The 25,728-nt window shown below is 41.4% G+C and carries 25 protein-coding genes and 1 riboswitch; of the genes, 19 read left to right on the forward strand and 6 right to left on the reverse strand.

Translation table 11 applies throughout. The annotated features are described in order from the left end of the window. Positions 1-92: 92 nt before the first annotated feature. Both ACIQXH_RS15300 and ACIQXH_RS15305 read right to left on the reverse strand, forming a co-directional pair. Positions 93-752 (reverse strand): TVP38/TMEM64 family protein, encoded by a 660-nt coding sequence (locus ACIQXH_RS15300; protein WP_403124368.1) that lies wholly within the window; start codon positions 750-752, stop codon positions 93-95. A 112-nt stretch (positions 753-864) separates the two neighbouring features. Further along, the gene (locus ACIQXH_RS15305; protein WP_402872143.1) at positions 865-1,350 is read right to left on the reverse strand and encodes a QueT transporter family protein; all 486 of its coding nucleotides are present in this window, start codon (positions 1,348-1,350) and stop codon (positions 865-867) included. Between the two features lie 6 nt (positions 1,351-1,356). After that, positions 1,357-1,401, reverse strand: a riboswitch (PreQ1 riboswitch). Between the two features lie 163 nt (positions 1,402-1,564). Here ACIQXH_RS15305 and ACIQXH_RS15310 point away from each other — a divergent pair. After that, a complete protein-coding gene (locus ACIQXH_RS15310; protein WP_403124370.1) occupies positions 1,565-2,074 on the forward strand; it encodes a YbaK/EbsC family protein in 510 nt (169 codons plus the stop codon). Between the two features lie 101 nt (positions 2,075-2,175). Beyond that, positions 2,176-2,991, forward strand: coding sequence for a hypothetical protein (locus ACIQXH_RS15315; RefSeq protein ID WP_402872137.1), 816 nt, complete (start codon positions 2,176-2,178; stop codon positions 2,989-2,991). Between the two features lie 158 nt (positions 2,992-3,149). Here the strand turns inward: ACIQXH_RS15315 and ACIQXH_RS15320 are convergent, their stop codons facing one another. Then, entirely contained in the window at positions 3,150-3,446 is a 297-nt protein-coding gene (locus ACIQXH_RS15320) for a DUF3892 domain-containing protein (RefSeq protein WP_402872134.1), read from the reverse strand. Positions 3,447-3,720: 274 nt separating this feature from the next. Here ACIQXH_RS15320 and adhP point away from each other — a divergent pair, with 274 nt between their 5' ends. Continuing rightward, positions 3,721-4,734, forward strand: coding sequence for an alcohol dehydrogenase AdhP (gene adhP / locus ACIQXH_RS15325; protein ID WP_402958646.1), 1,014 nt, complete (start codon positions 3,721-3,723; stop codon positions 4,732-4,734). 52 nt (positions 4,735-4,786) lie between these two features. Here adhP and ACIQXH_RS15330 read toward each other — a convergent pair whose 3' ends face one another. Genes ACIQXH_RS15330 through ACIQXH_RS15340 form a run of 3 tightly spaced genes read right to left on the reverse strand, consistent with a single transcriptional unit; the run spans position 4,787 to position 8,974 of the window. Then, positions 4,787-6,217, reverse strand: coding sequence for a sigma-54-dependent transcriptional regulator (locus tag ACIQXH_RS15330; protein ID WP_403124373.1), 1,431 nt, complete (start codon positions 6,215-6,217; stop codon positions 4,787-4,789). 1 nt (position 6,218) lies between these two features. Next, positions 6,219-7,814, reverse strand: coding sequence for an ATP-binding protein (locus ACIQXH_RS15335; RefSeq protein WP_403124376.1), 1,596 nt, complete (start codon positions 7,812-7,814; stop codon positions 6,219-6,221). Between the two features lie 11 nt (positions 7,815-7,825). Further along, complete coding sequence (locus ACIQXH_RS15340; protein ID WP_403124379.1) at positions 7,826-8,974, reverse strand: iron-containing alcohol dehydrogenase; 1,149 nt, start codon at positions 8,972-8,974, stop codon at positions 7,826-7,828. A 254-nt stretch (positions 8,975-9,228) separates the two neighbouring features. On the opposite strand from ACIQXH_RS15340, the gene ACIQXH_RS15345 reads away from it, so the two are divergent. From ACIQXH_RS15345 to ACIQXH_RS15420, 16 genes are all read left to right on the forward strand, one after another. Continuing rightward, a complete protein-coding gene (locus tag ACIQXH_RS15345) occupies positions 9,229-10,635 on the forward strand; it encodes a M28 family peptidase (protein WP_402989292.1) in 1,407 nt (468 codons plus the stop codon). 368 nt (positions 10,636-11,003) lie between these two features. Then, positions 11,004-11,291, forward strand: coding sequence for a YwqI/YxiC family protein (locus tag ACIQXH_RS15350; RefSeq protein ID WP_403124382.1), 288 nt, complete (start codon positions 11,004-11,006; stop codon positions 11,289-11,291). Then, positions 11,288-12,811, forward strand: a complete 1,524-nt coding sequence (locus ACIQXH_RS15355; RefSeq protein ID WP_403124385.1) for a T7SS effector LXG polymorphic toxin — start codon at positions 11,288-11,290, stop codon at positions 12,809-12,811. The genes ACIQXH_RS15350 and ACIQXH_RS15355 overlap by 4 nt, the downstream gene beginning before the upstream one ends. Positions 12,812-12,823: 12 nt before the next feature. Further along, on the forward strand, positions 12,824-13,198 hold the full coding sequence (locus ACIQXH_RS15360; protein WP_402958541.1) for an immunity 22 family protein: 375 nt from the start codon (positions 12,824-12,826) through the stop codon (positions 13,196-13,198). 666 nt (positions 13,199-13,864) lie between these two features. Beyond that, positions 13,865-14,539 (forward strand): response regulator transcription factor, encoded by a 675-nt coding sequence (locus ACIQXH_RS15365; protein ID WP_403124388.1) that lies wholly within the window; start codon positions 13,865-13,867, stop codon positions 14,537-14,539. Further along, positions 14,539-15,918 (forward strand): sensor histidine kinase, encoded by a 1,380-nt coding sequence (locus ACIQXH_RS15370; RefSeq protein ID WP_403124391.1) that lies wholly within the window; start codon positions 14,539-14,541, stop codon positions 15,916-15,918. The genes ACIQXH_RS15365 and ACIQXH_RS15370 overlap by 1 nt, the downstream gene beginning before the upstream one ends. A 108-nt stretch (positions 15,919-16,026) precedes the next feature. Beyond that, positions 16,027-17,115 carry an ABC transporter permease gene (locus ACIQXH_RS15375; protein WP_403124393.1) on the forward strand — a complete coding sequence of 363 codons (1,089 nt, stop codon included), beginning with the start codon at positions 16,027-16,029 and terminating at the stop codon, positions 17,113-17,115. Next, positions 17,112-17,789 carry an ABC transporter ATP-binding protein gene (locus tag ACIQXH_RS15380; protein WP_402958533.1) on the forward strand — a complete coding sequence of 226 codons (678 nt, stop codon included), beginning with the start codon at positions 17,112-17,114 and terminating at the stop codon, positions 17,787-17,789. The genes ACIQXH_RS15375 and ACIQXH_RS15380 overlap by 4 nt, the downstream gene beginning before the upstream one ends. Positions 17,790-17,966: 177 nt before the next feature. Then, a complete protein-coding gene (locus ACIQXH_RS15385) occupies positions 17,967-18,806 on the forward strand; it encodes a YitT family protein (protein WP_402872314.1) in 840 nt (279 codons plus the stop codon). A gap of 197 nt (positions 18,807-19,003) precedes the next feature. Continuing rightward, positions 19,004-19,189 carry a hypothetical protein gene (locus ACIQXH_RS15390; RefSeq protein WP_402872104.1) on the forward strand — a complete coding sequence of 62 codons (186 nt, stop codon included), beginning with the start codon at positions 19,004-19,006 and terminating at the stop codon, positions 19,187-19,189. Positions 19,190-19,578: 389 nt separating this feature from the next. Then, positions 19,579-20,874 (forward strand): ABC transporter substrate-binding protein, encoded by a 1,296-nt coding sequence (locus tag ACIQXH_RS15395; RefSeq protein WP_402872101.1) that lies wholly within the window; start codon positions 19,579-19,581, stop codon positions 20,872-20,874. 110 nt (positions 20,875-20,984) lie between these two features. Beyond that, complete coding sequence (locus ACIQXH_RS15400; protein ID WP_403124396.1) at positions 20,985-21,845, forward strand: carbohydrate ABC transporter permease; 861 nt, start codon at positions 20,985-20,987, stop codon at positions 21,843-21,845. Then, positions 21,842-22,663, forward strand: a complete 822-nt coding sequence (locus tag ACIQXH_RS15405) for a carbohydrate ABC transporter permease (protein WP_402872094.1) — start codon at positions 21,842-21,844, stop codon at positions 22,661-22,663. The genes ACIQXH_RS15400 and ACIQXH_RS15405 overlap by 4 nt, the downstream gene beginning before the upstream one ends. Positions 22,664-22,717: 54 nt before the next feature. Beyond that, entirely contained in the window at positions 22,718-23,761 is a 1,044-nt protein-coding gene (locus tag ACIQXH_RS15410; RefSeq protein ID WP_402872092.1) for a LacI family DNA-binding transcriptional regulator, read from the forward strand. A 189-nt stretch (positions 23,762-23,950) separates the two neighbouring features. Further along, positions 23,951-24,673 (forward strand): ThuA domain-containing protein, encoded by a 723-nt coding sequence (locus ACIQXH_RS15415; protein ID WP_402872089.1) that lies wholly within the window; start codon positions 23,951-23,953, stop codon positions 24,671-24,673. Positions 24,674-24,691: 18 nt separating this feature from the next. After that, the gene (locus ACIQXH_RS15420) at positions 24,692-25,714 is read left to right on the forward strand and encodes a Gfo/Idh/MocA family protein (protein ID WP_402872086.1); all 1,023 of its coding nucleotides are present in this window, start codon (positions 24,692-24,694) and stop codon (positions 25,712-25,714) included. The last annotated feature ends 14 nt before the right edge of the window (positions 25,715-25,728 follow it).

The following is a 25,728-nucleotide window of genomic DNA, read 5'->3' on the forward strand; positions in this document are numbered from 1 at the left end:
TTCTCCGACATTTCAAAGCTGAAATACATACACATTTTAACAAACTATTGGCTGAAAATATACGATTCCACACAAAAAAACAGGCAGCAAGGTTACCTGTTTTTCTTAAAGAGTGATAGGTTCTTTTTTTTCTTGAAGCGCTTGTAGATAAGGAAAAAGGTTAAGAGCAGGAAACCGAGTACAATCAATGTATATTGATTCATCTCTACGGAAAGAAGTCCATATGGAATTAAAGAGAGAAAGAAGAAGTAGATGAGATTGCCTAATGCTGTTGCCATTAAGAAATCTTTGAAGGTGACGGAACTAACTCCAGCTGCAAGGTTTATTAAACTTGTCGGTATGAAAGGGAAAATTCTACCGGTAAAGACATACATAAACCCATGATCCTTGACGGAATCCTGCCAGTCGGTACCCATCTTTCTTAAAATCAATGACTGGAACCAGTGCCTGGCAGCATAGAAAATGGTTCCTGACGCGACCACGCTTGTTAACCAACTCCATAGATACCCGAATGCAAAGCCAAAGATCGTTACATTAATTGTTAAAAGTAAAATCAGGGGGATGACAGTAAAGGAGTTCTGAATGATCATCAAAACGAACGTCACTACAAAGGTAAGAAGGAGATTTTCTGTCAATATGGCTATCACGGATTCCAAGTCGCTATTCCAAATCATCGTGAATAATTCTGAATTTAGCCCGATGAATGTTACTACAATCAGAAGGACGAGTAACATCAGTATTTTTTTCTGCAAAAAGTCACCACCATTTATCAATTTTTTTGAGTATGGTTGAAAAAAAGAGCCGCTGCATGTAGCAGACAGCTCTTTGGATATAGAATGTTCTTTTACTTTATGCACAGTGAGTTCAAAGCAACTTTCCAAATTGAATTCTTTTATTCATCATATAAATGATGGGTGCCCCGATCAGTAGGACGAGGAATTCCCCGGCTGCTGTTGTTGCCCAACTTATTAAGAATGGCAATCCTAAGACTAGATTCAATTCTATGGCTATTAGGAACATCGTAACCGTGAATATGATGATGGTCATGGCCATTCGACCCTTAATGCCCGTTATGAAACGGGAAGAAAAGATGACAAGCAATAAGGCTATCAGAGATTGCCCGACCCCAAAAATCAAGTCATATGCCCCTAACTGTGAAAAGAAAAGGTTCGATATGAACACACCGACGACTATGCCGGATATATATTTCTTATTAAATACAATAAGATGATTCAACATTTCGGGAATGCGGAATTGAAGCACCCCAAACATAATCGGCTGAAGCACGAATGAGACAGCGATATAGATGGCAGCCAATAGACCATTTATCGCGAGCGTACGAATATTCATTTTTTTCTCTCCCTAGTTTTTTATCGTGGGATGGTTACGAACCACGTTAGGCTTTTGCCCGAAGTTTAATAGTATCGTATTTTGGCCTCTTTCGTCAATTTCAAGATTTTATGCGAAATATTGAATATTTAGAATAAAGGAAAGAGATTTTGCTTTACTATAGTGAAGAATGGTACGATTCATAAAAAGAGTTAAAGGAAAGGGATGAAAGTAAATGTCAATCGAGAGTGTTAGGGCCCACTTTAAACAATGGAACAGGGAACATGATGTGATGGAATTCAAAACATCTAGTGCCACAGTAAACCAAGCTGCGGAGACAATCGGGGTTATACCCGCGCGCATTGCCAAAACGTTGTCATTTAGGGCAGAAGGAGACCAAGCAATTTTGGTCGTGGCCGCTGGAGATGCGAAAGTCGATAATAAGAAATTCCGGAAAATGTTTGGGTTCAAGGCAAGGATGTTATCTCCAGAAGAAGTTCTTGAACAGACCGGACATGCAATCGGGGGTGTCTGCCCATTTGGATTGGCAAATGAACTGGATGTTTACTTGGATGTTTCGATGAAACGGTTTGAGACAGTTTTCCCGGCTTGCGGGAGCGCGAACTCAGCCATTGAACTTTCACTCGGGGATTTATTTCAATTCTCAAAAGCAAAGGACTGGGTAGATGTTTGCAAGGACTGGGAACAAGAAGTGAATGAAGATATGCAGAAACATATCATTTGAATGAAGGAATAAAGTCCACTTCATGTGGACTTATTTCTGATAGTGGGGAGTTATTAGGTTCTAATGAATTAGGATAGAATGCCAATGATGGAGGGTCATGGATGTCCAATGTAGAGTACAAAAACAATAATAGTAGTTATCACAGTCTTAAAAATCTATATGAGGAAAATATCACGGTCAGAAGCATAGCCCAAGAGTTTGAGTTTTGTGGAAAAGATGAATCGGCCATTGATATCAAAAATGTAATGGAGGAAAAACACTTTGATACATTGGCCGTGAAAGACCAGGGGGAAATCGTTGGTTATATCGATAGACATGAACTTGGCGAAGGGAACATTTCGGATTATATGAAGCTCTTTTCCCCAAGGGAACTTGTATCGGATTCAACGCCCTTGATCCAATTGTTAGGCATTTTTAAGAAGAAAACGAGGGTATTCGTGTTAGAGAATAATTCAATCAAAAAGTTAATCACGCATGCCGACCTCCAAAAACCACCAATCAGGATGCTGATTTTTGGCTATATCACTTTATTGGAAATGAGACTTAGTGATATTATCATGCATCGATTCGGGGGTGAAAGCTGGTATCCGATGATTAGTGAGGATCGTCTACATAAGGCAAGTGAATTATATGAAAGGAGAATGGAGAAAAATGAGGAGATTAATTTAATTGAATGTCTACAAATTAGCGATAAATTCGACATTATTCATAAAGATAAAGAGTTGAGAACATTTTTTCAAATCCCATCCAAAAGTAAAGGGAAGAAAGATGCCAATGCCATCAGGAAGTTACGGGATAAGATTTCGCATGCTAATGAACTTGGGATGGATATGTCTTGGATTGAAATCATAGAAGTGGTCGAAATCTGTGGCCGCTTGCTGGAAATCTCTGAGTCCTATCATTATGAATGGGGGTAAACAGATAGAAGGATTGGAGAAAAAGGGAGAGTGCTGGTTGCTCCATTTTCAATATCCCGGAAAACCTTGAGGAAGTCGTTAGGAGAACCTGTTAGTATGCGGTTCTTTTTTTGTTGCGGAAAAAAGCTGCCTGAATGGAAGGCAGCTTTTCTCGGTCTTTAAAATTCAGGCAGTTCATCCAGATTATTTTCTTTAATGCCATCAGGCTCACTTCGCAAAATGTCCCGACCATATTTATGAAAGACATCTACGTTTGCGAGTGCACCAGCCTTGGCTTCTGAAAGAGCGGTGGGATAGTCCAGTTCCCTTCCGGTATTTGTCTTGATGGCGATGATATTATCCTCTTCATTCTTCCGTACGGCGACAATTTCTTCTTTGTCGTTCCCACCTTGTTGGTTCGCTTGTGGCGTTCCTTGTTGTTTGTAGGATTCATAGGCTTCTTCAAATGTGTCCATTGTACACCTCCTCTTTATAGGGTGAACCATTTTTCCAGCAATATACGAACTGGTTTTCGTCATCATTGAGCCGGATTTCTGTCATAATGGGCCGAATTTTCGGCTAGGATTTACGTTTGAACCTAACTTGATTGGACTTTTCTGTTTGGCATGGCACTTGCATTATAAATAAGTGGAAGTGAGAAAAACACGGACCTAAGGGAGGAATAGAATCATGAATGTAAATCAGGGGACAAGTACGGTGGAATCGAAAACATTGAAGGATGTTAAAACAATGAAGGCAGCGGTCGTCAATGAATTTAAACAAGAGCTTGAAATAAAGGATGTACCGATTCCGGATTTAGAGTATGGTGAGATTCTAGTTAAAATTAAGGCATGTGGCGTATGTCACACGGATTTACATGCAGCACATGGCGACTGGCCGGTGAAGCCAAAGCTCCCGCTTATTCCTGGACATGAAGGAGTAGGGATTATCGAGAAGGTAGCAGAGGGCGTCACAACATTGAAAGTCGGTGACCGAGTAGGGATTCCATGGCTTTATTCAGCATGTGGCGACTGTGAATACTGTTTGACGGGCCGTGAAACGCTCTGCTTGGATCAACTCAATGCAGGATATTCGGTGGACGGAGGATATGCGGAATATTGTAAGGCACCGGCAAAATATGTTGTCAAGGTTCCGGAAGGGCTAGATTTTGCCGAGGTCTCCCCAATTTTCTGTGCAGGTGTGACGACGTATAAAGCGCTTAAGGTTTCAGAAGCAAAACCAGGGGACTGGGTCGCAATCTATGGTATTGGCGGACTTGGGCATGTTGCGCTTCAATATGCGAAGGCGATGGGATTCAATGTCATTGCCGTCGATATTCAAGATGATAAGCTTGAGCTGGCAAAAGAACTAGGAGCGGATTATACAGTGAATGGGTTGAAGAATGATCCCGTTCAAGCAATTAAGGATAAAGTTGGTGGCGTACAAGCAGCTATTTCTGTTGCCGTAACGAAAAAAGCATTTGAACAGGCTTACAGTTCAGTCAAAAGAGGCGGAACACTCGTCGTGGTCGGATTGCCGAATGATGAACTTCCTATCCCTATTTTTGATACGGTATTAAATGGGGTAACTGTGCGAGGTTCAATCGTTGGTACAAGAAAAGATTTACAAGAATCTCTTCAATTTGCGGCAGATGGAAAAGTACGGACGAATATTGAAACAAGACCGCTTGATGAAATCAATGATGTGTTTAAAATGATGGAAAAGGGTGAAATTAACGGTCGTATCGTTTTAACAATGGAATAGAAAAAAATGAAAGGGTGTCCTATTAATGGGGGCACCCTTGTTCATATAAGAGTCAGGTATGTTTTTTTTCATTTAGTATATAACGTAATTTCCTCATTGAAATCTGTAGGCGCTTGGCGGCTTCATTCCGGTTTCCATACGTTTTTTGAAGGGTTTGCAGGACGAGCTCTTTTTCGATGGTAGATTCGAACTGTTTGATTTCCAAGAGTATGTTTTCAAGCGTCAGCTCATCTTTTTCATTAAAATCGGCTACAAGTTTCTTCCGCCATTCTTCGAGAGGGTTTTCAGGAGAGTGAAGATCCATTGTAGCTTGTTTCTTGGGTGAAATGACCTGATGGGTAGGGAGAACGATATCGTCCGCAGTGATATCCTGTCCATGATCTGCGAGGGTTAAGGTTCTCATCACGGTATTAGATAGCTCACGTATATTTCCGGGCCAGTCGTATAGCTGTAATTTTTCGATAGCCTCTTGTGAAAAGAATACATCTGCCTGACCATTCCTTTCGACCAGATGCTCGACAAGGAGAGGGATATCCTCTTTTCTATGACGTAATGCTGGTATTTCAAGAGTGACAACATTCAGGCGGTAAAATAGATCCTCCCGAAATTTATTGTTTTCTACTGCTTGCTGAAGATTTTCATTAGTGGCAGCTACCAATCGTGCGTTGGTCCGTAATGTCCCACTGCTTCCGACCCGCATAAATTCCCTAGTTTCCAAGACCCGCAGAAGCTTGACTTGGATGGCTGGACTGGCATCAGCAATTTCATCAAGGAAAAGGGTTCCATTTCCGGCTATTTCAAAAAAGCCTTTTCGTTGTTGGGTTGCACCGGTGAATGCGCCTTTTTCATGGCCGAATAATTCACTTTCAAGCAGGGATTCTGAAATGGCTCCACAATTAATCGCGATAAAGGGCTCGTGGTTACGCGGGCTTGCTGAGTGAATGAAGCGGGAGAGCACCTCTTTACCCGTTCCCGTTTCCCCTTCTATTAAGACATTAACCGATTTTTGAGCGACTTTGAACGCCATTTCTGTCAGTTCTTTCATTATGACACTTTCACCGACGATGAGACCGGAGTCCCTGGCCAGTTTCTGAAAGAAATGCTGATTCACATCCGTGTTTTCATTCAGGAGGTTTTCAATCTGCTTTTCTAATATCTCAATATCGGCAAAGGGTTTTTCCATATAATCACTTGCGCCAAGTTTCATTGCGCGGACGGCGGTCTTGACTGTGCTGTAACCAGTCATGATGAGTGCCTTGCAACGAGGTTGTTTTTGTTTGAGATGTTGTAAAAGGGAAAGGCCGTCACAATCGGGAAGCTTCAAATCAATCATCGCAGCATCATAATGCTCCTGATTAAAATCGATTGCATAAAAGTCCTTTCCACTATGTATGACGTGTACGTTGTATCCTTTCATCGTAAAAAGCCGGGATAAAAAGGTACCCACCTCTTTTTCATCGTCCACTACAAGTAAATGAATCATGTTATTCACTCCTCTCATCTTCTGTCGGTAGGGGGATCTTCAGTGAAAATATACTTCCTTGGCCTGGCGTACTCCATACGTCAATTTTGCCGCCATGATCTTTCGCGATGCCAAGACTAACAGACAACCCCAGTCCAGTCCCCTTGTCGCGGTCTTTTGTCGTATGAAAAGGGTGGAAAATAAGAGGGAGGCGCTCGGCTTCAATTCCTGTCCCATTATCAGCCACCTGGACGATCATATATTCCTCTTCTAAAAAGGTCTGGATGGTGATGGTTTTTGGGGCTGATTCATCAAGATCACTCAAGGCATCCTTGGCATTCAATAACAAGTTGATGATAATCTGTTCAATCTGCTGTTGGCTGCCCTTGATGTACGGCAGGTCTTCCTGTAGGGAAAGGTGAATGAATATTTGTTTCTTCTCGAGTTGGAACTTCAGCAAGTTCAAAACTTGGTGGATGGCTTCGTTCATAGAATAATAGTGGAACTTGTATTCATCCTGCCGTGAAAAGGTAAGCAGACTTTTTACGATTTGCCTGCATCGGTCGCCGCAATTTTGGATATCGGTTAGCAGGTTGTAATCATGGTGTTCCGGAAGTGTGCTTCTCAATAAAAGCTGAGAGTTACCAATGATGGCGGTTAATGGACTATTCAATTCATGGGCTATTCCCGCTGCCATTTCACCGATGGCCCCTAGCTTGTCGGCATGAAGTAATTGAGCTTCCATTTTTCTTCTTTCGGTAACATTTTTATAATAAGCGATAACACCGTATACTTGCTGTTCCTTGTTTTGAATGGGGTAGGCGTGCATTTCCATTATGGCTCCTTGCTGAAGAAGGAGTTCCTGAAAACCTGGCTTATCAAGTGAGAAGGTTTCTTGAATGAGAGCTTGAGATGCCTTTTTCAAAGGTTCTAATTCAAAAAAATCCTGGGCTGCATCATTGGATTTGTAGACCCCACCCTCCCGGTCAAAGACGACAATCATATCTTCTACCGCCTTAAAGGTATCCTCCCATTCCTGCTTAGAATGAAGTACTTCCATATAGAGCAGAGCATTTTCGAAAGTTAGCGCTAGCTGATTGGATAGTTGCTTTAGAAAATCTAACTCCTCTTTGAGCCATGCTGTGTTATTCTTCCTGCCGAAGGTTAAAATCCCGATTTCTTCATTTTTTCCGTACATAGGAATCAAGAGGAGCGTTTCTATCTGAAGGGACAGAAGTTGTTCTTTTTCTGGAAAAGCAGGGAGCATCTCGACGTTTATCTGGATCGGTTCCTTTATCGAATGTAATTGGTCTTTGGATTCAATGTTAAGCTCGCATGGTTCATTAGGGCATATATGGAGTAGAGTCGGATCTTCTTCATATAAAATAATGAAATGACAGTCATCAAATGAGACCAGTCGTTTTAGTTTATCGACTACATTTCGAAGAATAAGATGAATATCCAAGTCTCCGTTCATGTTCTTGGTAATATCATTCATGATTTCAAGTTGTAGATTCTTCTTTTTTAACTCATCGACGGTCTTCTTTAGTTCAGTGTAGTATGTTTTTTTCGAAGACCGTACACCGGTCATTAAATCTATCATTTCATTTTTGTTCATGGTTGCACCTCCTATAGGGCTGTAAGGAGCAATTGTTTAATCTGTTCTATGGACATATCACGAGGATTTGTAATCATGCAGGCATCATCAATAGCGGTCATGCCTATTAGTTCAATCATATCCGTAGTAATGCCGACATCCCCTAAACTTAGAGGCACGCCTATATCTTGGGATAACTCCCGAACGAAGGCAACAGCGGCGGCGCCTGATTGTTGCTCTGTTAAGGTCCGTGTGTCGATTCCCATGATTTCCGCAATATCGCTGAATCGCCTAGGGGAAGCAATTCGGTTGAAATCCATGACATGGGGGAGAAGGATTGCATTGATTTCCCCATGCGGAAGCAGGTACTTTCCGCCGATGGCATGGGAAATCGCATGGGCGGCTCCTAAAATGGCGTTGGAAAAGGCAAGTCCGGCTTGCAGGCTAGCCATGGCCATCGCCTCTTTTGCTTCTTCATTATTTTTAGATGCAACAGAAGGGCGTAGGTAACGGGAGACGATGGAGAGGGCGTTCTGTGCTTGAACATCAGTAAGTGGTGTTGCTGCGATAGAAACATAGGCTTCAATGGCGTGAGTCAAAACGTCCATACCCGTTGCCGCAGTCAAGTCTGGATCCAAAGTTGTCAACGTAGCCGGATCGATGATGGCAATATCGGGTACGATCGACTTTGAGATGATCGTCATTTTCTTCTCTCGGAACGAATCGACAATCACCGAAAATTGGGAGACTTCCGAGCCGGATCCAGCCGTGGTCATAATCATCACCATGGGTGGAAGAGGCGAATGGACTTTATCGACCCCTTCATAATCACTGGTGACTCCGCCGTTTGATGCCAATAAAGCGACCCCTTTGGCGACATCCAGCGCACTTCCTCCGCCAACCCCTATGATGGCATCACACTCATGATTATGAAACGTCAAACAGCCGGCTTCTATTTCACGGTCTTTAGGATTTGTCGTTGCATCGATAAAGGAAGCGTAGGCAAGTCCTGCATCTTGACAGGATTTTACGACGATATCCAGCCAGCCGGCATTGGCTACACCAGGGTCACTTACAATCAGCACCTTTTTGGCCCCTAAACGTAGGCATGCCTCTCCCGCTTGCTCTATCGAACCTTTTCCAAAAATCACTTCAGGCATCACGAATTTAGTAATGGACATTCTCGCCCCTTCTTCCCTGATTAAAGTCGTATTCTCTTTGTACTACTTTCCAGAAAAAAAGCTAAATTCCTGTACGTTCAAAAGAATTTTTATATAGGATGACAAAAAAATAAATCGTATCCCAGCGTAAACGCTTATAAAAGGTATTATAGACTAGCGGGGAAATGGGATAATTAGGATGAATATACCTATTTTAAATATTCTGAATAATTTACAATGGATTATAAGAATCTATTGAAATTAGGAGGAAATCTATGAAAAAACCATTTCTATCTCTTACATTAGCTACTACGTTAGCGTTGGGAGGCGTTAGTAGTACCACTGCATTGGCGGCACCTGCTCATTCATCTCCGAGTGAAAAAGCCCCCTCCACAGATAAGCAAATTGTTAAGAGAATCAATGTCGACAAAATCTACAAGAATATTGAATACCTCTCGCAAACACCTCGCGTGGCTGGCACAGAATCGGAGTATAAAGCGGTCCAGTTCATCCAAAAGCAGTTTAAGTCATATGGCTACAAAGCGGATATTGAAGAGTTTCAATTCTTATCCTACACAGATCCTGACAAGGTGGAACTGGCTTTCGACGGATATGATGGGGAAGTTCAACCAAAACATTTAACCTATTCAGTAAATGGGGACGTTTCAGGTGATGTGGTATACGCTGGATTAGGAACGTTGGAGGAGCTTGAACAAGCCAATGTTGCCGGAAAGATTGCTCTCATACAACGAGGAAGCCTTTCTTTTGCTGAGAAAGTAGTGAATGCAGCTCAAAAAGGGGCTGTGGGAGTCATCATTTACAATAACGCAGAGGGAGATTTAAACGGGACACTCGGAGGAGTCAATGACCAATATGCACCGTCTGTCACAATTACGAAAACGGCAGGTGAAGCAGTCGTAGCAAAATTGGAAAATGGAGAAAAGGTGAAGGCCTCCTTGAAAATCGAGGGTGCTTCTTCGGGAGAAAAAACGTCCTATAATGTAGTAGCAACGAAAAAAGCAACCAAGAATATAAAGGCGAAGAAGAGTGACATCATATATGTAACCGGACATCATGATTCAGTAGCTGGGGCACCAGGTGCAAATGATGATGCATCAGGGACTTCCGTCACGCTTGAGCTTGCCCGTGTTCTGAAGGATCTGCCTACAGACACGGAAATTCGCTTCATCACCTTTGGAGCAGAGGAAAATGGATTGCTAGGTTCGCAGGATTATGTGGACAATCTATCAGAAGATGAAATCAACAGAAGTATTGCAAACTTCAATCTGGATATGGTCGGTAGTAAGGATGCTGGGGACTTGATTCTCTTGACGAACGATGGAGAACCGAATCTAGTAACGGATCTTGCACAGGCTTCTAGCAAGAGACTGAACGGTGTAGCTACCCCTTATGGAGAGGGAGGTCGAAGTGACCATGTATCCTTCTCTGAAGCAGGTATCCCTGCTGCCTTGTTCATACACAATCCATCAGAGCCTTGGTATCATTCCCCAGATGATACGATTGATAAAATCTCAAAAGAAAAGCTTCAAGATGTAGCACGAATTGCGGGGACAGCGGTCTATGACCAAGCAAAAGTGCAAGAGAAAAAACCGAAACCGAAACATAAAAAAGGTAAGAAACAAAGAATGCCTCATTTACACTTCAAACAGGATATTAGATAAATAAAGAATGCCGAGAGGATGCAGGTTGCATCCTCTTCTTTTGATTTATTTTAAAAAAAGGAGGTAAAAAGACTTAGTCGCATATCGAACTTGCTGTGAGGAAATTCCTGTTGAACTATCAAAGTAGCGTATTTATCCCTATTTATCTCTCGGACTTTAATCCTTATAATGAAAAATATGTAAAATATGACATTTGTTTATTCGAGGAATTATTTATGAGGTGATTCTTTTGGGATATGTACAAGGACGGAGTGACGCTCACTCTACGTTTTTCTTTAGTGAAATGGATAGTATGAATGGGAGGAATACCCGATTAGAACAGAAGGATACATATAGAATTATCCGAATTCAAGAAGTTGGTGTTGTAAATGACGACGATTAAACTGAATCATTCCGCCGTGACCAAGCAAGTCGGCCAGGTGAAAACGGCCGTGGATGGGACGACAATCGGAGCACTGCCGGTCGATCAGCTCGGCAATAACGATCTGAGCTTCACATCGAAATGGGAGGAAAGGGAAACCAATCTGGAAAAGACCTTCAATCAATATCTGACGATCGTCAAAAAGAATCTGGAAGACACCCGGGCCAACGTGGATTTACTGAAAGAGCAGGATGAAGCCATCACCCATACTGCACAGGGGTATCAGCCATTATGACGATATTCGAAGCTAAGCCTTTGAAGTCGGCCGTCAAGTCACGGGCCAAGCAATATGAGGACCTCAAGGGACAGGTCGAAACGCTTAAAAAGGAATTCCAGGGAATCGTCGACCTTGATGAAGAATTGGCCGGAGCCGGGGCGACGGCCATCAAGAACTTTTACCGGGCGCAGGTCACCGTGGCGAATGCCTGGATCGAATTATTCTCCACACAAATCAGTTTCCTAAAAGGCATTCCGGCCATATTGGAAGAAGCGGACCTATCCGGTGAGACCGTGGTCGAGGTGCCCTTTTTAGAGGGAGAAGTGGCCCATGGTCTTACCAATGCCAAGTCGATGGTGAACCAGCAGTCTACCGATCTCCAAAAGATTTTCCAAAACATTGAAGATATCCTTCAGCTTAGCGTATTCAAACAAGATGATTTCCATGAGAAAATGGAGAGTGCTGAAAAAGAAAAGAATACGACCATCAAGAAAGTGAAGGATGTAGACAGTAAACTGGTCGAGGAATATGAAGTGAGCGAGGACCAGGAAAAAGTGGCCATTGGACTTGTGCAGGCTCTCATTGAAGCCACCAGTCAGGACGGTACCATTTCCCCGATGAACTTCAACCAAAGCGCCTTTCGAGTGAGTGCAGCCTATCAAGTGAAGGATGAAGTGGCCGAGAACATGAAAGGCTACCGGGAGTTTAAGAAACAAGAGGCCGAAGCCCGGAAGCTCGAAAAGGAAATGGAAGCAATCTATGCAGGGCTGGCCAAACAGAATATTAAAAGCAATCGAAGCGATGATTCAATAATGGATTCAAATACTGGGGACTATGCTTTAACATTTGAAGGGAAAAGGAAGGTACTTGGTGGTAACGGTTCAGGAACTCCGGATGGCCTAGCCCCATATGCCATAGCGGCAACTGATTTCCTTCTAGGCGATATAGCTACTATGATTGGTCCCGGTTCCACTACAAATGAAAGAATAACAGCTGCAGCGTTCACTTTCATTAAACCCATAAAAGTCTTAGATAAGGGTCATGATGTGCTAAAAGGTGTTAAGATTAAGGATGCTGGTAAGGGTATAGATAATGCTAAAGATATAAACAAATTAACTGTTGATGATATACCAACTGCAAAGAGTGGGAATTTTAATAAATTCTTCAATTCCCTTACAAGTAATGAACTAGACGAACTTTGGAAAGATAAAAAGATTAGAAAGAAAATTGAACGTCAGCTTAGAGAACCTGGAGGTTTACATGAATGGCACTTAGTTTCAAGAGCTCCGCAATTTAAGTGTTGGAATATTGGTGCTGAAGAGATTAAAGACTTAAGAACAGCTATATCCGATGTCAAATTTGTCAATCCAAAGGGTGTTCACGGAGGATTAGGCTCAACTAAAGCACATAATGAATTGTTAGCAATAATAGATACTTCTAGCGACTATAATACATTTGTTAGACGGCTTAATAATTGGGCTAATTATAGATTAGAGGGTGGAGTTTCGTCTTTACCACAAGGTCTAAGATTAAAGTAGGAGGGTACTATAATGGAAAAACAAGGATGGGTTTCAATTTGGTTAGGGAATATTAACGATGAGGACCCAATAGGAGAGTATGTTGATTTAACGTATGATGAGGATGGCGAGTCTGTCCCTTCCCAATTCTTTATCGATTTTAATATTGATATGGATGAAACTGATGAGGATACAATAGAAAAAGCAGTCTATAAGAATAGTAGTAGTGATATATCAGCATTATTAGATGGGTGTTCGTATGAAGAAATTGTCATCCCAAAAATCCAGAAAAGTATAAACCTAAAGAAATCATATAATGCAGTAATTTTAATATATAATTTTGAATATAACAATGAAATTAGTTCAACTGGTGCTTTTGATTTTATTGCTACTACTAATTATGAATAAGAGAACTCTTAAAGGTTCTAATTAGTAAGTCTCCAGGCAAAGAGATTGATATACCTGAGATAATGTAATTTATGTGAAACCTTGATTGGCAAAGTTTGAAGAGATACCTAGTGACGAATGAACTATTTATTACTTACAGAATAGAGATAACCCTTGCAATCCCAAATTTGATGTTTTTACAAATTATATAGTACGTACAACACCTTTTAAACGTATGCCCAATTTACTCTTAATTTTGTTAAGTAAATAACCATAATATCATCAGTTACCACCATTTTATTCTCCAAAGCTATACCTAAGGGACAACTGATTTAGAGGATAATTTTCTAACTAAATATGATGAGGGGTGTTTGGTTATCCGCAGACTTTTTAGTTTATCTTACTTGTGGACATTGAATAAATACGAAGGTAAGTAAAACATATTTGGAAGGAATAATTTTAATAGGCAAAACATAAAACCTAGACGAATAAGTGGTCTAGGTTTATATGTGTTTAATATACACTTCAAGGTTTTTAGCTTCAGAAGGATATATCACTTCTTTATAGGTTTTGATGAAGGGATAAAAACCCTCTACCTGTTTTATTTTAAATAGGCTTGGGTTGTTTTAAGAGCTCGAATATTGCTATTGTAGGGATATTCATATTAAGAAGCGGAGATGTGTTTCTTTGATACATATATTAATTGCAGATGATGATCAACATATTCGAGAGTTACTCAAATTTCACTTAGAAAAAGAAGGATACATGGTGTTCGAAGCGAAGGATGGGAATGTGGCTTCCTTATTATTAGAGAAAGAACGGATTCATCTGGCTGTTGTGGATATCATGATGCCTTATAAAAACGGACTGGATCTTTGTAAGGAGATACGCGATCAATATGATTTACCGGTTATTTTACTTACGGCTAAGGATCAGCTCATTGATAAAGAAAAGGGATACTATGCCGGGACGGATGATTATCTCGTTAAACCCTTCGAGCCACAAGAGCTTTTATTTAGAATGAAAGCGCTTTTGCGACGGTACCGTATGGTGAATGCTGAGTTAATAACATTAAATCAAACCATCATCGACCGAAGAAGTTATGAAGTCCGAATTCAGGGAAATACATTGCTTCTTCCGCTTAAGGAGTTTGAACTGCTTGCTCAATTAGGGAGTTTTCCCGATCAGGTTTTTACGCGGGAGCAACTTATCGAACTTGTGTGGGGAGCAGATTTTGAAGGGGATGACCGGACGGTGGATGTTCATATCAAACGGTTACGTGAACGATTCACAGGACGTACGGATGATTTTGTCATCACGACTGTCAGGGGATTGGGATACAAGCTGGGGGTCAAAAAATAGTGAAAACACTCTATTTTCGAATCGTTGTCCAAACGATCTTAATCATGGTGCTTGCTAGCGTCATTGCTTTTTTACTTTCTAATGTGTATTACCATCAAGTTCTTAAACCCTACAATGGAGAGAAAATCAGCAAGGTCGCAAGGGAGATCGTTTCTTTGTATGAGGAAAATCCTGATCAGGATATTGATGCTTATTTAAACCATGTATCAGGATTGCATTACCAGCTGTACTTAATCAATGAACAGGGTAAGGCTACTTCTTATGGCAAACCGTTTCATCAAACGGATTTGGATGGGGATACGGTTTCTGATGTCTTGAACGGGAAAGTCTATGAAGGGATTGAAACCTATAATAACGGGCTGTTCATTACCGGTTTTTTTGAAGATGCATTAGAAAATAGTATTGGGGTTCCGCTGAACGTGAATGGCGAAAAATACGCCTTGTTCGTTCGGCCTGATATTGAAAAGCAGTTTGGGGAAATTCGTTTTTTCCTGGCCGTTTTGCTTGTTCTTATGATCTTACTTAGTTTCTTTTTCATTATTTTTAACACACGTTTTCTTGTTAAGCCTATTACCAAATTAACGGAAGCGACAAAAAGGATTGCTGACGGGGATTATAGTGGTGAATTGAACGTTACCCGTGGTGATGAAATTGGGGATTTGGCGAAACATTTTTCGAAAATGACGCAGAGCATCCAACGTCTGGAAGACATGAGACAGGAATTCGTTTCCAATGTTTCACATGAAATTCAATCTCCTCTCGCCTCGATTCAGGGCTTCTCCCAAACCCTGCAATCGGAAGAGTTAACGAAGGAAAAACGAAAGGAGTACTTGTCCATTATTGAAAAGGAGAGTCGGCGCATGTCCGCGATGAGTAAGCAACTTCTGATGCTCGCTTCATTGGATAAAGGAGACGATCCCCTCCAGCCCACAAGCTTTGATTTAGCTCAGCAAATAAGACAAGTGCTGTTCATGCTGGAATGGAGTTGGCGGGAAAAAGACATGGTGATTGAAATGGATCTACCATCCACCATGATTTCTGCAGACGAGAAGCTATTAAGCCAGGTGTGGACAAACCTGATAACGAATAGCATTAAATACTCGGATAGCGGGAGTTCGATCATTATACGCATCAAAAAAATTGGCCGGATGGTCGAAGTGATCATTAAAGACACTGGTATGGGGATGGCCGATGAAGAGCTTCCTCATATCTTTGAACGGTTTTATAAAGTTGATAAAATGCGTAATCGCAGTGAGAACGGGAGCGGCATAGGTCTTTCCATTACGAAAAAGACGGTGGAACTTCACGGTGGAACGATTGCGGTTCAGAGTGAACTTGGGGAAGGGTCTACTTTTTATGTTCGTTTGCCGCTTATGTAATCAATTGTTCATCTTCCATTCATAATGATTCATTACAATCGATGTATACCACATGAACATAAGGGATTGGATGTTCAAACGGTAACAAAAGAATTGGGAGATGAAAAAATGTTTTTAGCAATACGTGAGCTGAAACATTCAAAGGTGCGTTACTTACTGATCGGGTTGATCATGGTTTTGGTCGCATGGCTGGTCTTTATCATTTCTGGATTGGCTAATGGACTTTCAGCTGAAAATGCTTCATCGATACAAGGCATGGATGCTGACTATTTCGTGATGGAGTCTGACGTGGAGCATAAACTAAACCGATCTACTATTCCGCTGGATACATTAAGTGAGGTTCGTTCTTCAACGGGTGTTGAAGGAGCGGAGGCCCTGGGTCAAATGATGTTGACCTTCAATAAAGAAGGTACATCGAAAAAGACGGATGTCACGATTTTTGCAACGGATGCCAATGGGTTCCTTGCACCCAAAATCGTGGAAGGGAAAAGCTATGATAATAAGAAGAAAGGCGATATAGTAGCCAATGATTCTTTAAAAGAGGACGGCTATAAGGTAGGGGATACGGTAGTAGATGAATTATCCGGTAACAAATTCACTATCGTAGGATTCACCGAAAATCAATCCTACAGCCATACACCTGTTGTGTACATGAACGTTAAGGGATGGCAGGGGATTAATCCTCGGTTGAAAAACACGGACGCAATTAGCACAATTGCGGTTCAAATGGATCAAGTAGGTCCGTTGAAGTCTGTGTCTGATGTGGAACTCATTACGAAGGATGAGATGCTTCAAAGTATCCCGGGATTTAAAGAAGAACAAGGTACATTGGCGATGATGATAGCCTTTCTGTTTGTGATTGCTGCATTTGTTCTTGCTGTGTTCTTCTATGTCATCACTTTACAGAAGACGAATCAATTTGGAGTCATGAAAGCACTCGGAGCAAGTACTGGCTACCTTGCAAAAAGTATCGTGGGCCAAGTGTTCATGCTTGCGGTGGTATGTATAGCAAGTAGTGTTGCACTAACATACGGGGTCACTTTCATCATGCCAGAAGGAATGCCTTTTGAATTAAGTACTTCTTTGGTCATTCAATATTCGATTCTTTTATTGATTGTTTCGGTATTGGGTTCCTTGTTATCACTATATCGAGTGTCAAAAATTGATGCCATTGAAGCCATTGGGAGGGTAGCATGATGAATCATAAACTATCATTCGATCACGTCAGCAAAATTTACGGTGAAGGTGAGAATATCGTGAGGGCTCTTGACGATGTTACCTTTCAAGTGAAAGCTGGGGAATTTGTGGCCGTTGTTGGTCCATCAGGTTCGGGGAAAAGTACTTTCCTCTCTATAGCAGGTGCTTTACTTTCCCCAAGTAAAGGTAGTTTGCTTTTAAATAATGAGGATATAACATCATTTTCTCCGAAGAAATTAACACGTGTCCGTCTAGAGAAAATTGGCTTTGTTTTTCAATCATCCAATCTTGTTCCGTACCTTACCGTACGTGACCAGCTTCTGCTTATTTCAGAACTGATTGGGCAACGTGACAAGAAAGCTGTGAAAAAAGCTGATGAATTACTTAGTCATCTCGGGCTTAGTCATCGGTGCAATCATTTGCCAGAAGAGCTTTCAGGCGGTGAACGTCAACGGGTAGCAATTGCGCGGTCGTTGATGAATAATCCAGACATCATTTTAGCAGATGAACCCACTGCAAGCCTTGATTCAAAGCGGGGGCGAGAGGTAGTGGAAATGCTTGCGACCGAGGTGAAGTTAAGAAACAAGGCAGCCATCATGGTGACGCATGATGAGAGAATGTTAGATTTGTGTGACCGTGTCGTCAACATTACGGATGGCAAGATTCTTCTATAAAAGAGGTAGTATGCAGGCTACTGTATTCCGGTTTAGCGGGAGTACAGTGGCCTTTTACCATTCCTGATTTAAGAGATGAATTATTTTAACAGATTAAGAAAATCAATGAAGGAATCAAGAAATTACGTGTTACTATATAGCAAGGAAATTGTTTATATAAAGGCGGGTAAGTTACATATGAAAAAGACTTCTTTAGATGTTCTCATTATAATAATAGGTGCGTTCATTTTTGCGTTGGCAATCAATCTTTTCGTTATTCCCAATGATCTCGGTGAAGGTGGAGTAACGGGGATTACCATCATTTTATTCTATTTATTCCAGTGGTCACCGGGCCTGGTAAGTTTCATTATGAATGCATTCCTTCTGATTGTCGGATATAAATTTTTATCGAGGATTACAACCATTTATACGATTATTGCCGTCACCTTCCATTCTCTTTTTCTACATTTGACGGAGAATTGGAACGTTTCTTCGGATGAAATCGTAATCAATGCCATATTTGGCGGTGTGTTTGCTGGTGTAGGAATTGGTTTGATCATTCGGGTGGGCGGTACGACGGCAGGTTCTACCATTCTTGCTCGGATCACAAATAAATATTTAGGCTGGAGCATAAGTTATGGGTTATTGTTCTTTGATATAATCGTGGCCGTCTCATCCTATTTCATTATCGGTGCGGAAGGTCTCATGCTAACTATCCTTATGCTATATATTGGAACGAAAGTAATGGAGTTCATCATTGAGGGTGTAAACCCGAAAAAGGCAATCACCATCATCTCGAAAGAAGCAGATCTCATTGCGAAACAAGTTACGGTTAAAATGGATAGAGGGGTCACAGTTTTTGATGGACATGGCTACTATACGAAAGATGCGAAGGAAATTCTATATATTGTCATTAGTAAACAAGAGGTCGTCAAGTTAAAGAGAATTGTTCAGTCTACCGATAGCCAAGCTTTTATCGCGATACATGATGTAAGGGATGTATTTGGTGAGGGGTTCGTGGATATTTCGAAGTCATAAAATCATTTTGGGAGCCGGATTGGGCTCCTTTTTTATATGGAAATAAATGTACTTCATTTCAAGGGGCCTAGCAGGGCTTTTTTTATTTCCCTGAAAATGACAAAAAAATCTGTGAATTTCGAATAAATTGTTATATTATGTAAGTAAGAATCCAACCATCATGAGGAATACAGCCATTATATATGGAGGTGTTTAGCATGATTCTTTTAAAAGTGGATGACAGAAAGTTTGGGAAGAGCAATATTAAGTACAGCGTTGTGGATAAGGAAACGGATGAATTACTTATTAGTGGTGTATTCGAGGAATTTGGACAAGCAAGTGATAAATATTATGAATTGAAGGAAGAGTATGGGTCATCCAACGTGAAAATGGTTTTGAAGTGAATGAAGGGGAGCCTTTTGGTTTCCCATTTCTCTAATGAAATACATCTTGGATTCTGAATGGTTGAAAAAGATGAAGAAATACCCAGAATGGATATCCGTTCAAATTATATAATCAGGATAAGGAATAATTCTTGGGTATTCAATCATATAATTTAGAAGAAGAAACGTAATATATTCGTAGAGTTATACATTTAATTGTAAGTAATGTAATTAAGTGGTAATATAAAGAAAAAGAAATGTAACCGATTACAATTAGGTTTGTAAGGTGGTGGTTTATCTTTCAATAGAATAGTGAAATGACAGTTTATAAGACATCTACTTTTCATACTTTATGCAAACGTTTTCTTAAAAGGTATAGGAATTTACGGAAAAAGGGAGAGTTGATAGGCATGAAGCGTAAAAAATGGTATGGGGGAATCTTTTCTATTTTATTGATATTTAGTGTGGTCTTAGCAGGTTGCTCTTCTTCTACTGGCGGGGACAGTGATTCCGATAATAAAGATAAAGTGACGCTGGATATTTTCCAATTTAAAGTAGAGTTTAAGCCGCAATTTGAGACTCTGGCCAAGCAGTATGAAAAAGAGAACCCAAATGTGAAAATCAAAGTATCGACAGTTGGCGGCGGGAATGATTATAAATCAGCCATTACCGCAAAATTTGCTTCCGGTGAGGAACCAGCAGTGTTTAACATTGGCGGACCGATCGATGTGGAACAATATAAAGATAGATTATCAGATTTGAAGGATACGAAAGCTGCAGAGGCAGCACTAGATGGGACGTTGGATGGCGTTGAAGAGGACGGGCAGATTCTTGGGCTTCCATTCAATCAGGAAGGGTATGGCCTGATTTATAACAAAAGGGTCTTTAAAGAAGCCGGAATCAAGGCGGAAGAACTTACAAGCTATACAGCTCTAGAGGATGCAGTGAAGAAGCTGGATTCACAGAAAGGCAAATTGAAGCTTGATGCAGTATTCGCGTATCCGGTCAAAGAGAAATGGGTAACGGGAAACCATTTATCCAATGTCTTTTTAGCACCGGAGTTTGATGGAAACGTGTTGACGGCAAGCAAGGCGGAAACCGTCAAGTTCTCGGATGGAGACAAGTTCAAACAACTGGTCGATATTCAAAATAAATATTCTGTTCAGCCAACGGCAAGCCTTGATTACTCCCAACAAGTAGAAGAGTTATTCTCCCTTGAAAAGGTTGCAATCATCCAGCAAGGGAACTGGGTGTATAACACAGTGTATGACATGGATCCCGAATTAGCTGAAAATGGCATAGGGATCATCCCTATTCCGAATGGGGACACGGCAGCCATGCCGGTCGGGGTACCGAACTATTGGGCAGTAAATAAGAAATCGGATGAGAAAGTTCAGGAAGAAGCGAGGAAGTTCCTAGACTGGATGTATACATCCGATGCAGGTAAAAAAGCTGTATTAGAAGATTTTAAATTCATTCCAGCCTATGAAGGGTATGACGTTGAAAAAATTGCCGATCCTCTATCAAAAGAAATTTATAAGTATTCACAAGAGGGAAATACCATTGGATGGGTGTTCAATGGATATCCAGTCGGGTGGAACGATGATCTGGGTGCAAGTGTCCAAAAATATGTAACCGGTAAAATGACATGGGATGAACTCGTCAAACAAAACATTGAAAACTGGGAGAAAATCCACAGTAAATAGGCATTCCGTTAAATAGGGAAACAACCAATCGAGCCTAACTTGTGTCGATTGGTTGTTTGTTCTATAAATATATTCGCTACTTACACACTATATTAGGAGGTCGGTTTCAAATGCGAAATCGAGATGCTGCATATTGGCTGTTCTTGACACCTGTTCTAGCCGCGATCATTTTGGTCGTGATCGTGCCGCTCATTTACGGGTTTTATTATTCATTTACGAATTGGAACGGTTTGGGTACGCCCGATTTCACGGGTCTCAAAAATTATATAAACCTATTCTCGGACAAGGGCTTCCTGGATACATTTTGGTTCACCATCAAATTTTCTGTAACAGCGATTGTGGTCATAAACGTTCTTGGTTTGAGCTTGGCACTTATCGTGACTTCAAAACTGAAATCGAGCAACCTTCTTCGGACCATTTTCTTTATGCCGAACTTAATCGGTGGATTGATTCTTGGTTTCATTTGGCAGTTCATCTTCATCAAAGTCTTTGGTGCCATTGGCGATGTAACCGGCATAGAGGCATTTAATGGTTGGCTTTCCACAACCGAGACTGGATTTTGGGGATTGATCATTTTAACGTCCTGGCAGATGGCGGGATATATCATGATCATTTATATCGCTTATTTACAGGCAGTTCCTGAAGACCTGATTGAAGCGGCTAAAATCGATGGGGCCAATAGCTTCCAACGTTTTCGCCATATAACTTTTCCGCTTGTGGCACCAGCCTTCACGGTTAGTTTGTTCTTGACGCTTTCACACTCTTTCAAAATATATGATCAAAACCTTTCTTTGACGAACGGTGCGCCATACAATTCAACAGAAATGGTCGCAATGAACATTGTTAAATCGGCGTTTACCGAAAATGATATGGCTTATGCACAGGCCAAGGCCGTGATCTTTTTCGTGATTGTGGCAGCCGTTTCCTTGACACAGGTATATATCAATAAGAAAAGGGAGGTTGAGCTATGATGAGAAAGAATTGGAAGCTTTGGCTGGTCGGATTGATCGGGTTTGTATTGGCCTTGTTATGGCTCACCCCTTTTTATTTAATGATCGTAAATGCTTTTAAAATGAAACGCGAGATTTTCTCTGACACATTGGGCTTGCCGGATACCTGGACACTAGAAAATTTCACTCAGGCCTTCGAACAATTGGATTTTCTTCGGACTTTATTCAATTCCATCTTTATATCGGTTGTCAGTGTCGTGATAATTATTATCTTTTCAGCAATGGCCGCATACGCGCTATCACGAAATAAAAGTAAATTTAGTTCTTTGCTGTTCTTCGTGTTTGTGGCAGCCATGCTTATTCCATTCCAATCGGTGATGATCCCGCTTGTAGCCCAATTTGGTCAGATGGGTATGTTGAATCGCACCGGATTGATCATCATGTACTTAGGGTTTGGATGCAGTCTCTCCATATTCCTATATCATGGTACTTTAAAAGGGATCCCCATCACGCTGGATGAAGCGGCTAAAATCGATGGAGCCAACCGTTTTCAAGTATTCTGGTATATCATTTTTCCATTATTGAAACCGATGTCAATCACGGTCGGGATCTTGAATGTCATCTGGATTTGGAATGATTACCTTTTGCCATCGCTTGTTATCGGGGGTGCGGGATCTGAGACCATTCCACTTAAATTATTCTTCTTTTTCGGTCAATATACGAAACAATGGCATCTTGCCTTGGCAGGACTTACCTTGTCAATCATTCCAGTCATCATTGCGTACTTTTTTGCCCAAAGACAAATTATTAAAGGAATTGCTGACGGTGCAGTTAAATAACTATTTAGATATAGGGAATAATAAGCCCTGTGCGATGAACGGGAGTAGATGAAAATGTCTGTAACGATCAAAGACGTTGCCAAGAAAGCGAATGTCGCTCCATCCACGGTATCGCGTGTTATTCATAACAGTCCTACCATTAGTGAAAAGACAAAGCGTAAAGTACGGAAGGTATTGAAGGAAATGGGCTATCATATGAATGAAAATGCCCGGAATTTGGTTACAAAATCCACGAAGACCATTGGAATCGTAATGAAAAATTCGGCTAGGGAATCCCTGTACAATCCATTCTTTCCAGAAGTGATCCGAGGCATTGGCGACTTTTGTAATAAAGAGGGGTATAGCCTTTCGCTAACGACTGGGGAAACCGAGGATGCCATTTTTGAAGATGTCGTTAAAATGGTTCAAGGTAGACGCGTGGATGGCATGATTGTTTTGTATTCGAAGCAGGATGATAAAGTGGTGCCCTATCTAGTGAAACAAAGCTTCCCATTTGTCTTGGTAGGGAAGCCAAGGACGGATATGAGTGGCATCACTTTCATTGATAACGACAATGTTCAAGCGGCTAAGGAATTATCGGAGTTCGTCATCAATCTTGGTCATCAACGAATTGCCTTTTTAGGGGGCAGTCCTGAATTCGAAGTGATCCAGGCGCGTTTAAGCGGATTCCGACAAGCAATGGAACAGGCAAAGTTAAGCGTGCCAAAGGAAAGTATTAAACTGATTCCATTGAATCGCGCCGATGGCATAAAAGCCATCGAGGAACTGCTGAATTTACCTGAATCACCAACGGCATTTATAGTCATGGACCTATTATTGGGTGTGCTGTTATTGGGCGTGTTAGCGGAAAAGAAGTTGAAAGTTCCGGAACAAATAAGTGTCGTCTGCTTTAATCACTCGGAGTTTATCGAATTCTTAAGTACACCACTAACCACGGTCGATATTCATACGTACCAGCTGGGCTATGAAGCAGCAAAGTGCGTATTTGATTTAATCGCTGATCCTAAAATGATGGAAAAGAGTATCCGAGTTCCTACCAAAATCGTACAGCGTGAGTCACATTCCGCTATTGAAAAAGAAATTACAGAGAAATTGTAGAATTGTTTTAGCAATTAAAGCTTGATTTTTCCTAACATAAATTTACAATATAGATTACCAATGTATTTAATCTTATTATTCAAAATTATTTTTTTATTGTTTCTAACGCAAACGTTTGCGTAACAAAATAAGAGGTATTAGTTAAACATGCAGGGGAAGTCGCCGAAAAAACATATGGAGGAGATTCTGATGAAGGTTTTGGTATGGAACGAGTATCGCCATGAACAAACGAAGCCAGAGGTAGCAGAGATTTATCCAAATGGGATCCATGGCGCGATTGCCGAGTTCTTACAAGAAGATCAGATTGAGGTTAACACGGCTACGCTTGACGAAAAAGAGCATGGTCTGACGGAAGAGGTACTGAAGGAAACGGATGTACTCCTCTGGTGGGGGCATATTGCACATGATGAAGTGCAGGATGAAATCGTCCAACGTGTTCATAAGCGGGTGCTCGAAGGGATGGGCCTTATCGTCCTCCATTCAGGACACTTTTCGAAAATCTTCAAACAATTAATGGGAACGACCTGCGATCTGAAATGGCGCGTAGCGGATGAAAGGGAACGGCTCTGGGTCGTGGATCCCGCTCACCCCATCGTTGAAGGAATCGGTGAATATATTGAGCTTGAGAAGGAAGAAATGTACGGGGAGCATTTCGATATACCCGCACCAGATCAATTGCTCTTAATGAGCTGGTTTGAAGGCGGCGAAGTTTTCCGAAGCGGATGCACGTACCAACGTGGAAAAGGAAGGGTATTCTATTTCCGGCCTGGCCATGAAACGTATCCGACCTACTATAACCCAGAGATACAGCGGGTGATAAAGAATGCGGTCAAGTGGGTCAAGCCACGTTCTCACAACAATGTGGTTTATGGAAAAGCGGTACCATTGGAGAATATCTCATCCAAGAGATGAAGTGAAGGAGAGAGCAGAATGGTCAAAGTACAAGTGGGAGTCATTGGTTGTGGGAGCATTGCGAAAAATAGGCATTTTCCGGAATATGAAGCGCATCAGGAAACCGATATTGTAGCCGTTTGTGATATTGCGCAAGACAGGGCGAATGCAGCGGCACAAAGGTATGACGCAAAAGCATATACTGATTATATAGAACTCTTAAAGAATAAGGATATTGACGTGGTTAGTGTATGTACACCGAATTACCTGCATGCCCCCATCACGATCGCTGCTCTTGAAGCTGGAAAGCATGTTCTTTGTGAAAAGCCCATGGCGACCTCTTTAGAAGATGCGGAAAAAATGAATGAAGCAGCTGTAAAAAGCGGCAAGATATTAATGATTGGTCATAATCAGCGGTTTGTCCCTTCACATCAAAAAGCCAAAAAGCTAATTGAGAGTGGGGAATTAGGAAAGATTTACAGCTTCCGGACAGCTTTTGGACATTCAGGACCTGAAACTTGGAGTGTCGATGGGGAGAACAGCTGGTTTTTTAAAAAAGATCAAGCGGTCATCGGGGCGATGGGGGACTTAGGTGTTCATAAAGCCGATTTACTGCGATATGTGTTAGGCGAGGAATTTGTGGAAGTCGGAGCTTTTGTGGAAACGAGTGCAAAGCAACAGGCGGATGTTGATGATAGCGCTGCCTGCATCCTGCGAACGGGAAGCGGTATTATTGGTACCCTGACGGCAAGCTGGTCGTACGCAAAAGAAGACAACGCAACGGTCATTTATGCGGAAAAAGCCGTATTGCGTCTAGAAGACGACCCTAAATATTCACTGATTATCCATCATAAGAATGGGAAGACCGAAACCTTCGAATTAGGGGGCATCCAGACAAATGACTCTGGCGGACAGCATGATACTGGAGTAATCAGCCACTTTATAAAAAGTGTGGTAAACAATGAAGAGCCTCTTGTCACAGGAATTGAAGGATTACAATCACTAAAAGTCATTCTCGGCGCAATGGAATCAAATGCATCCAGACAAATCGTCCGCTTATAAAGGGGTTTAATAGT

The organism is Peribacillus sp. NPDC097225 (assembly GCF_044761955.1).
Lineage (GTDB): Bacteria > Bacillota > Bacilli > Bacillales > DSM-1321 > Peribacillus.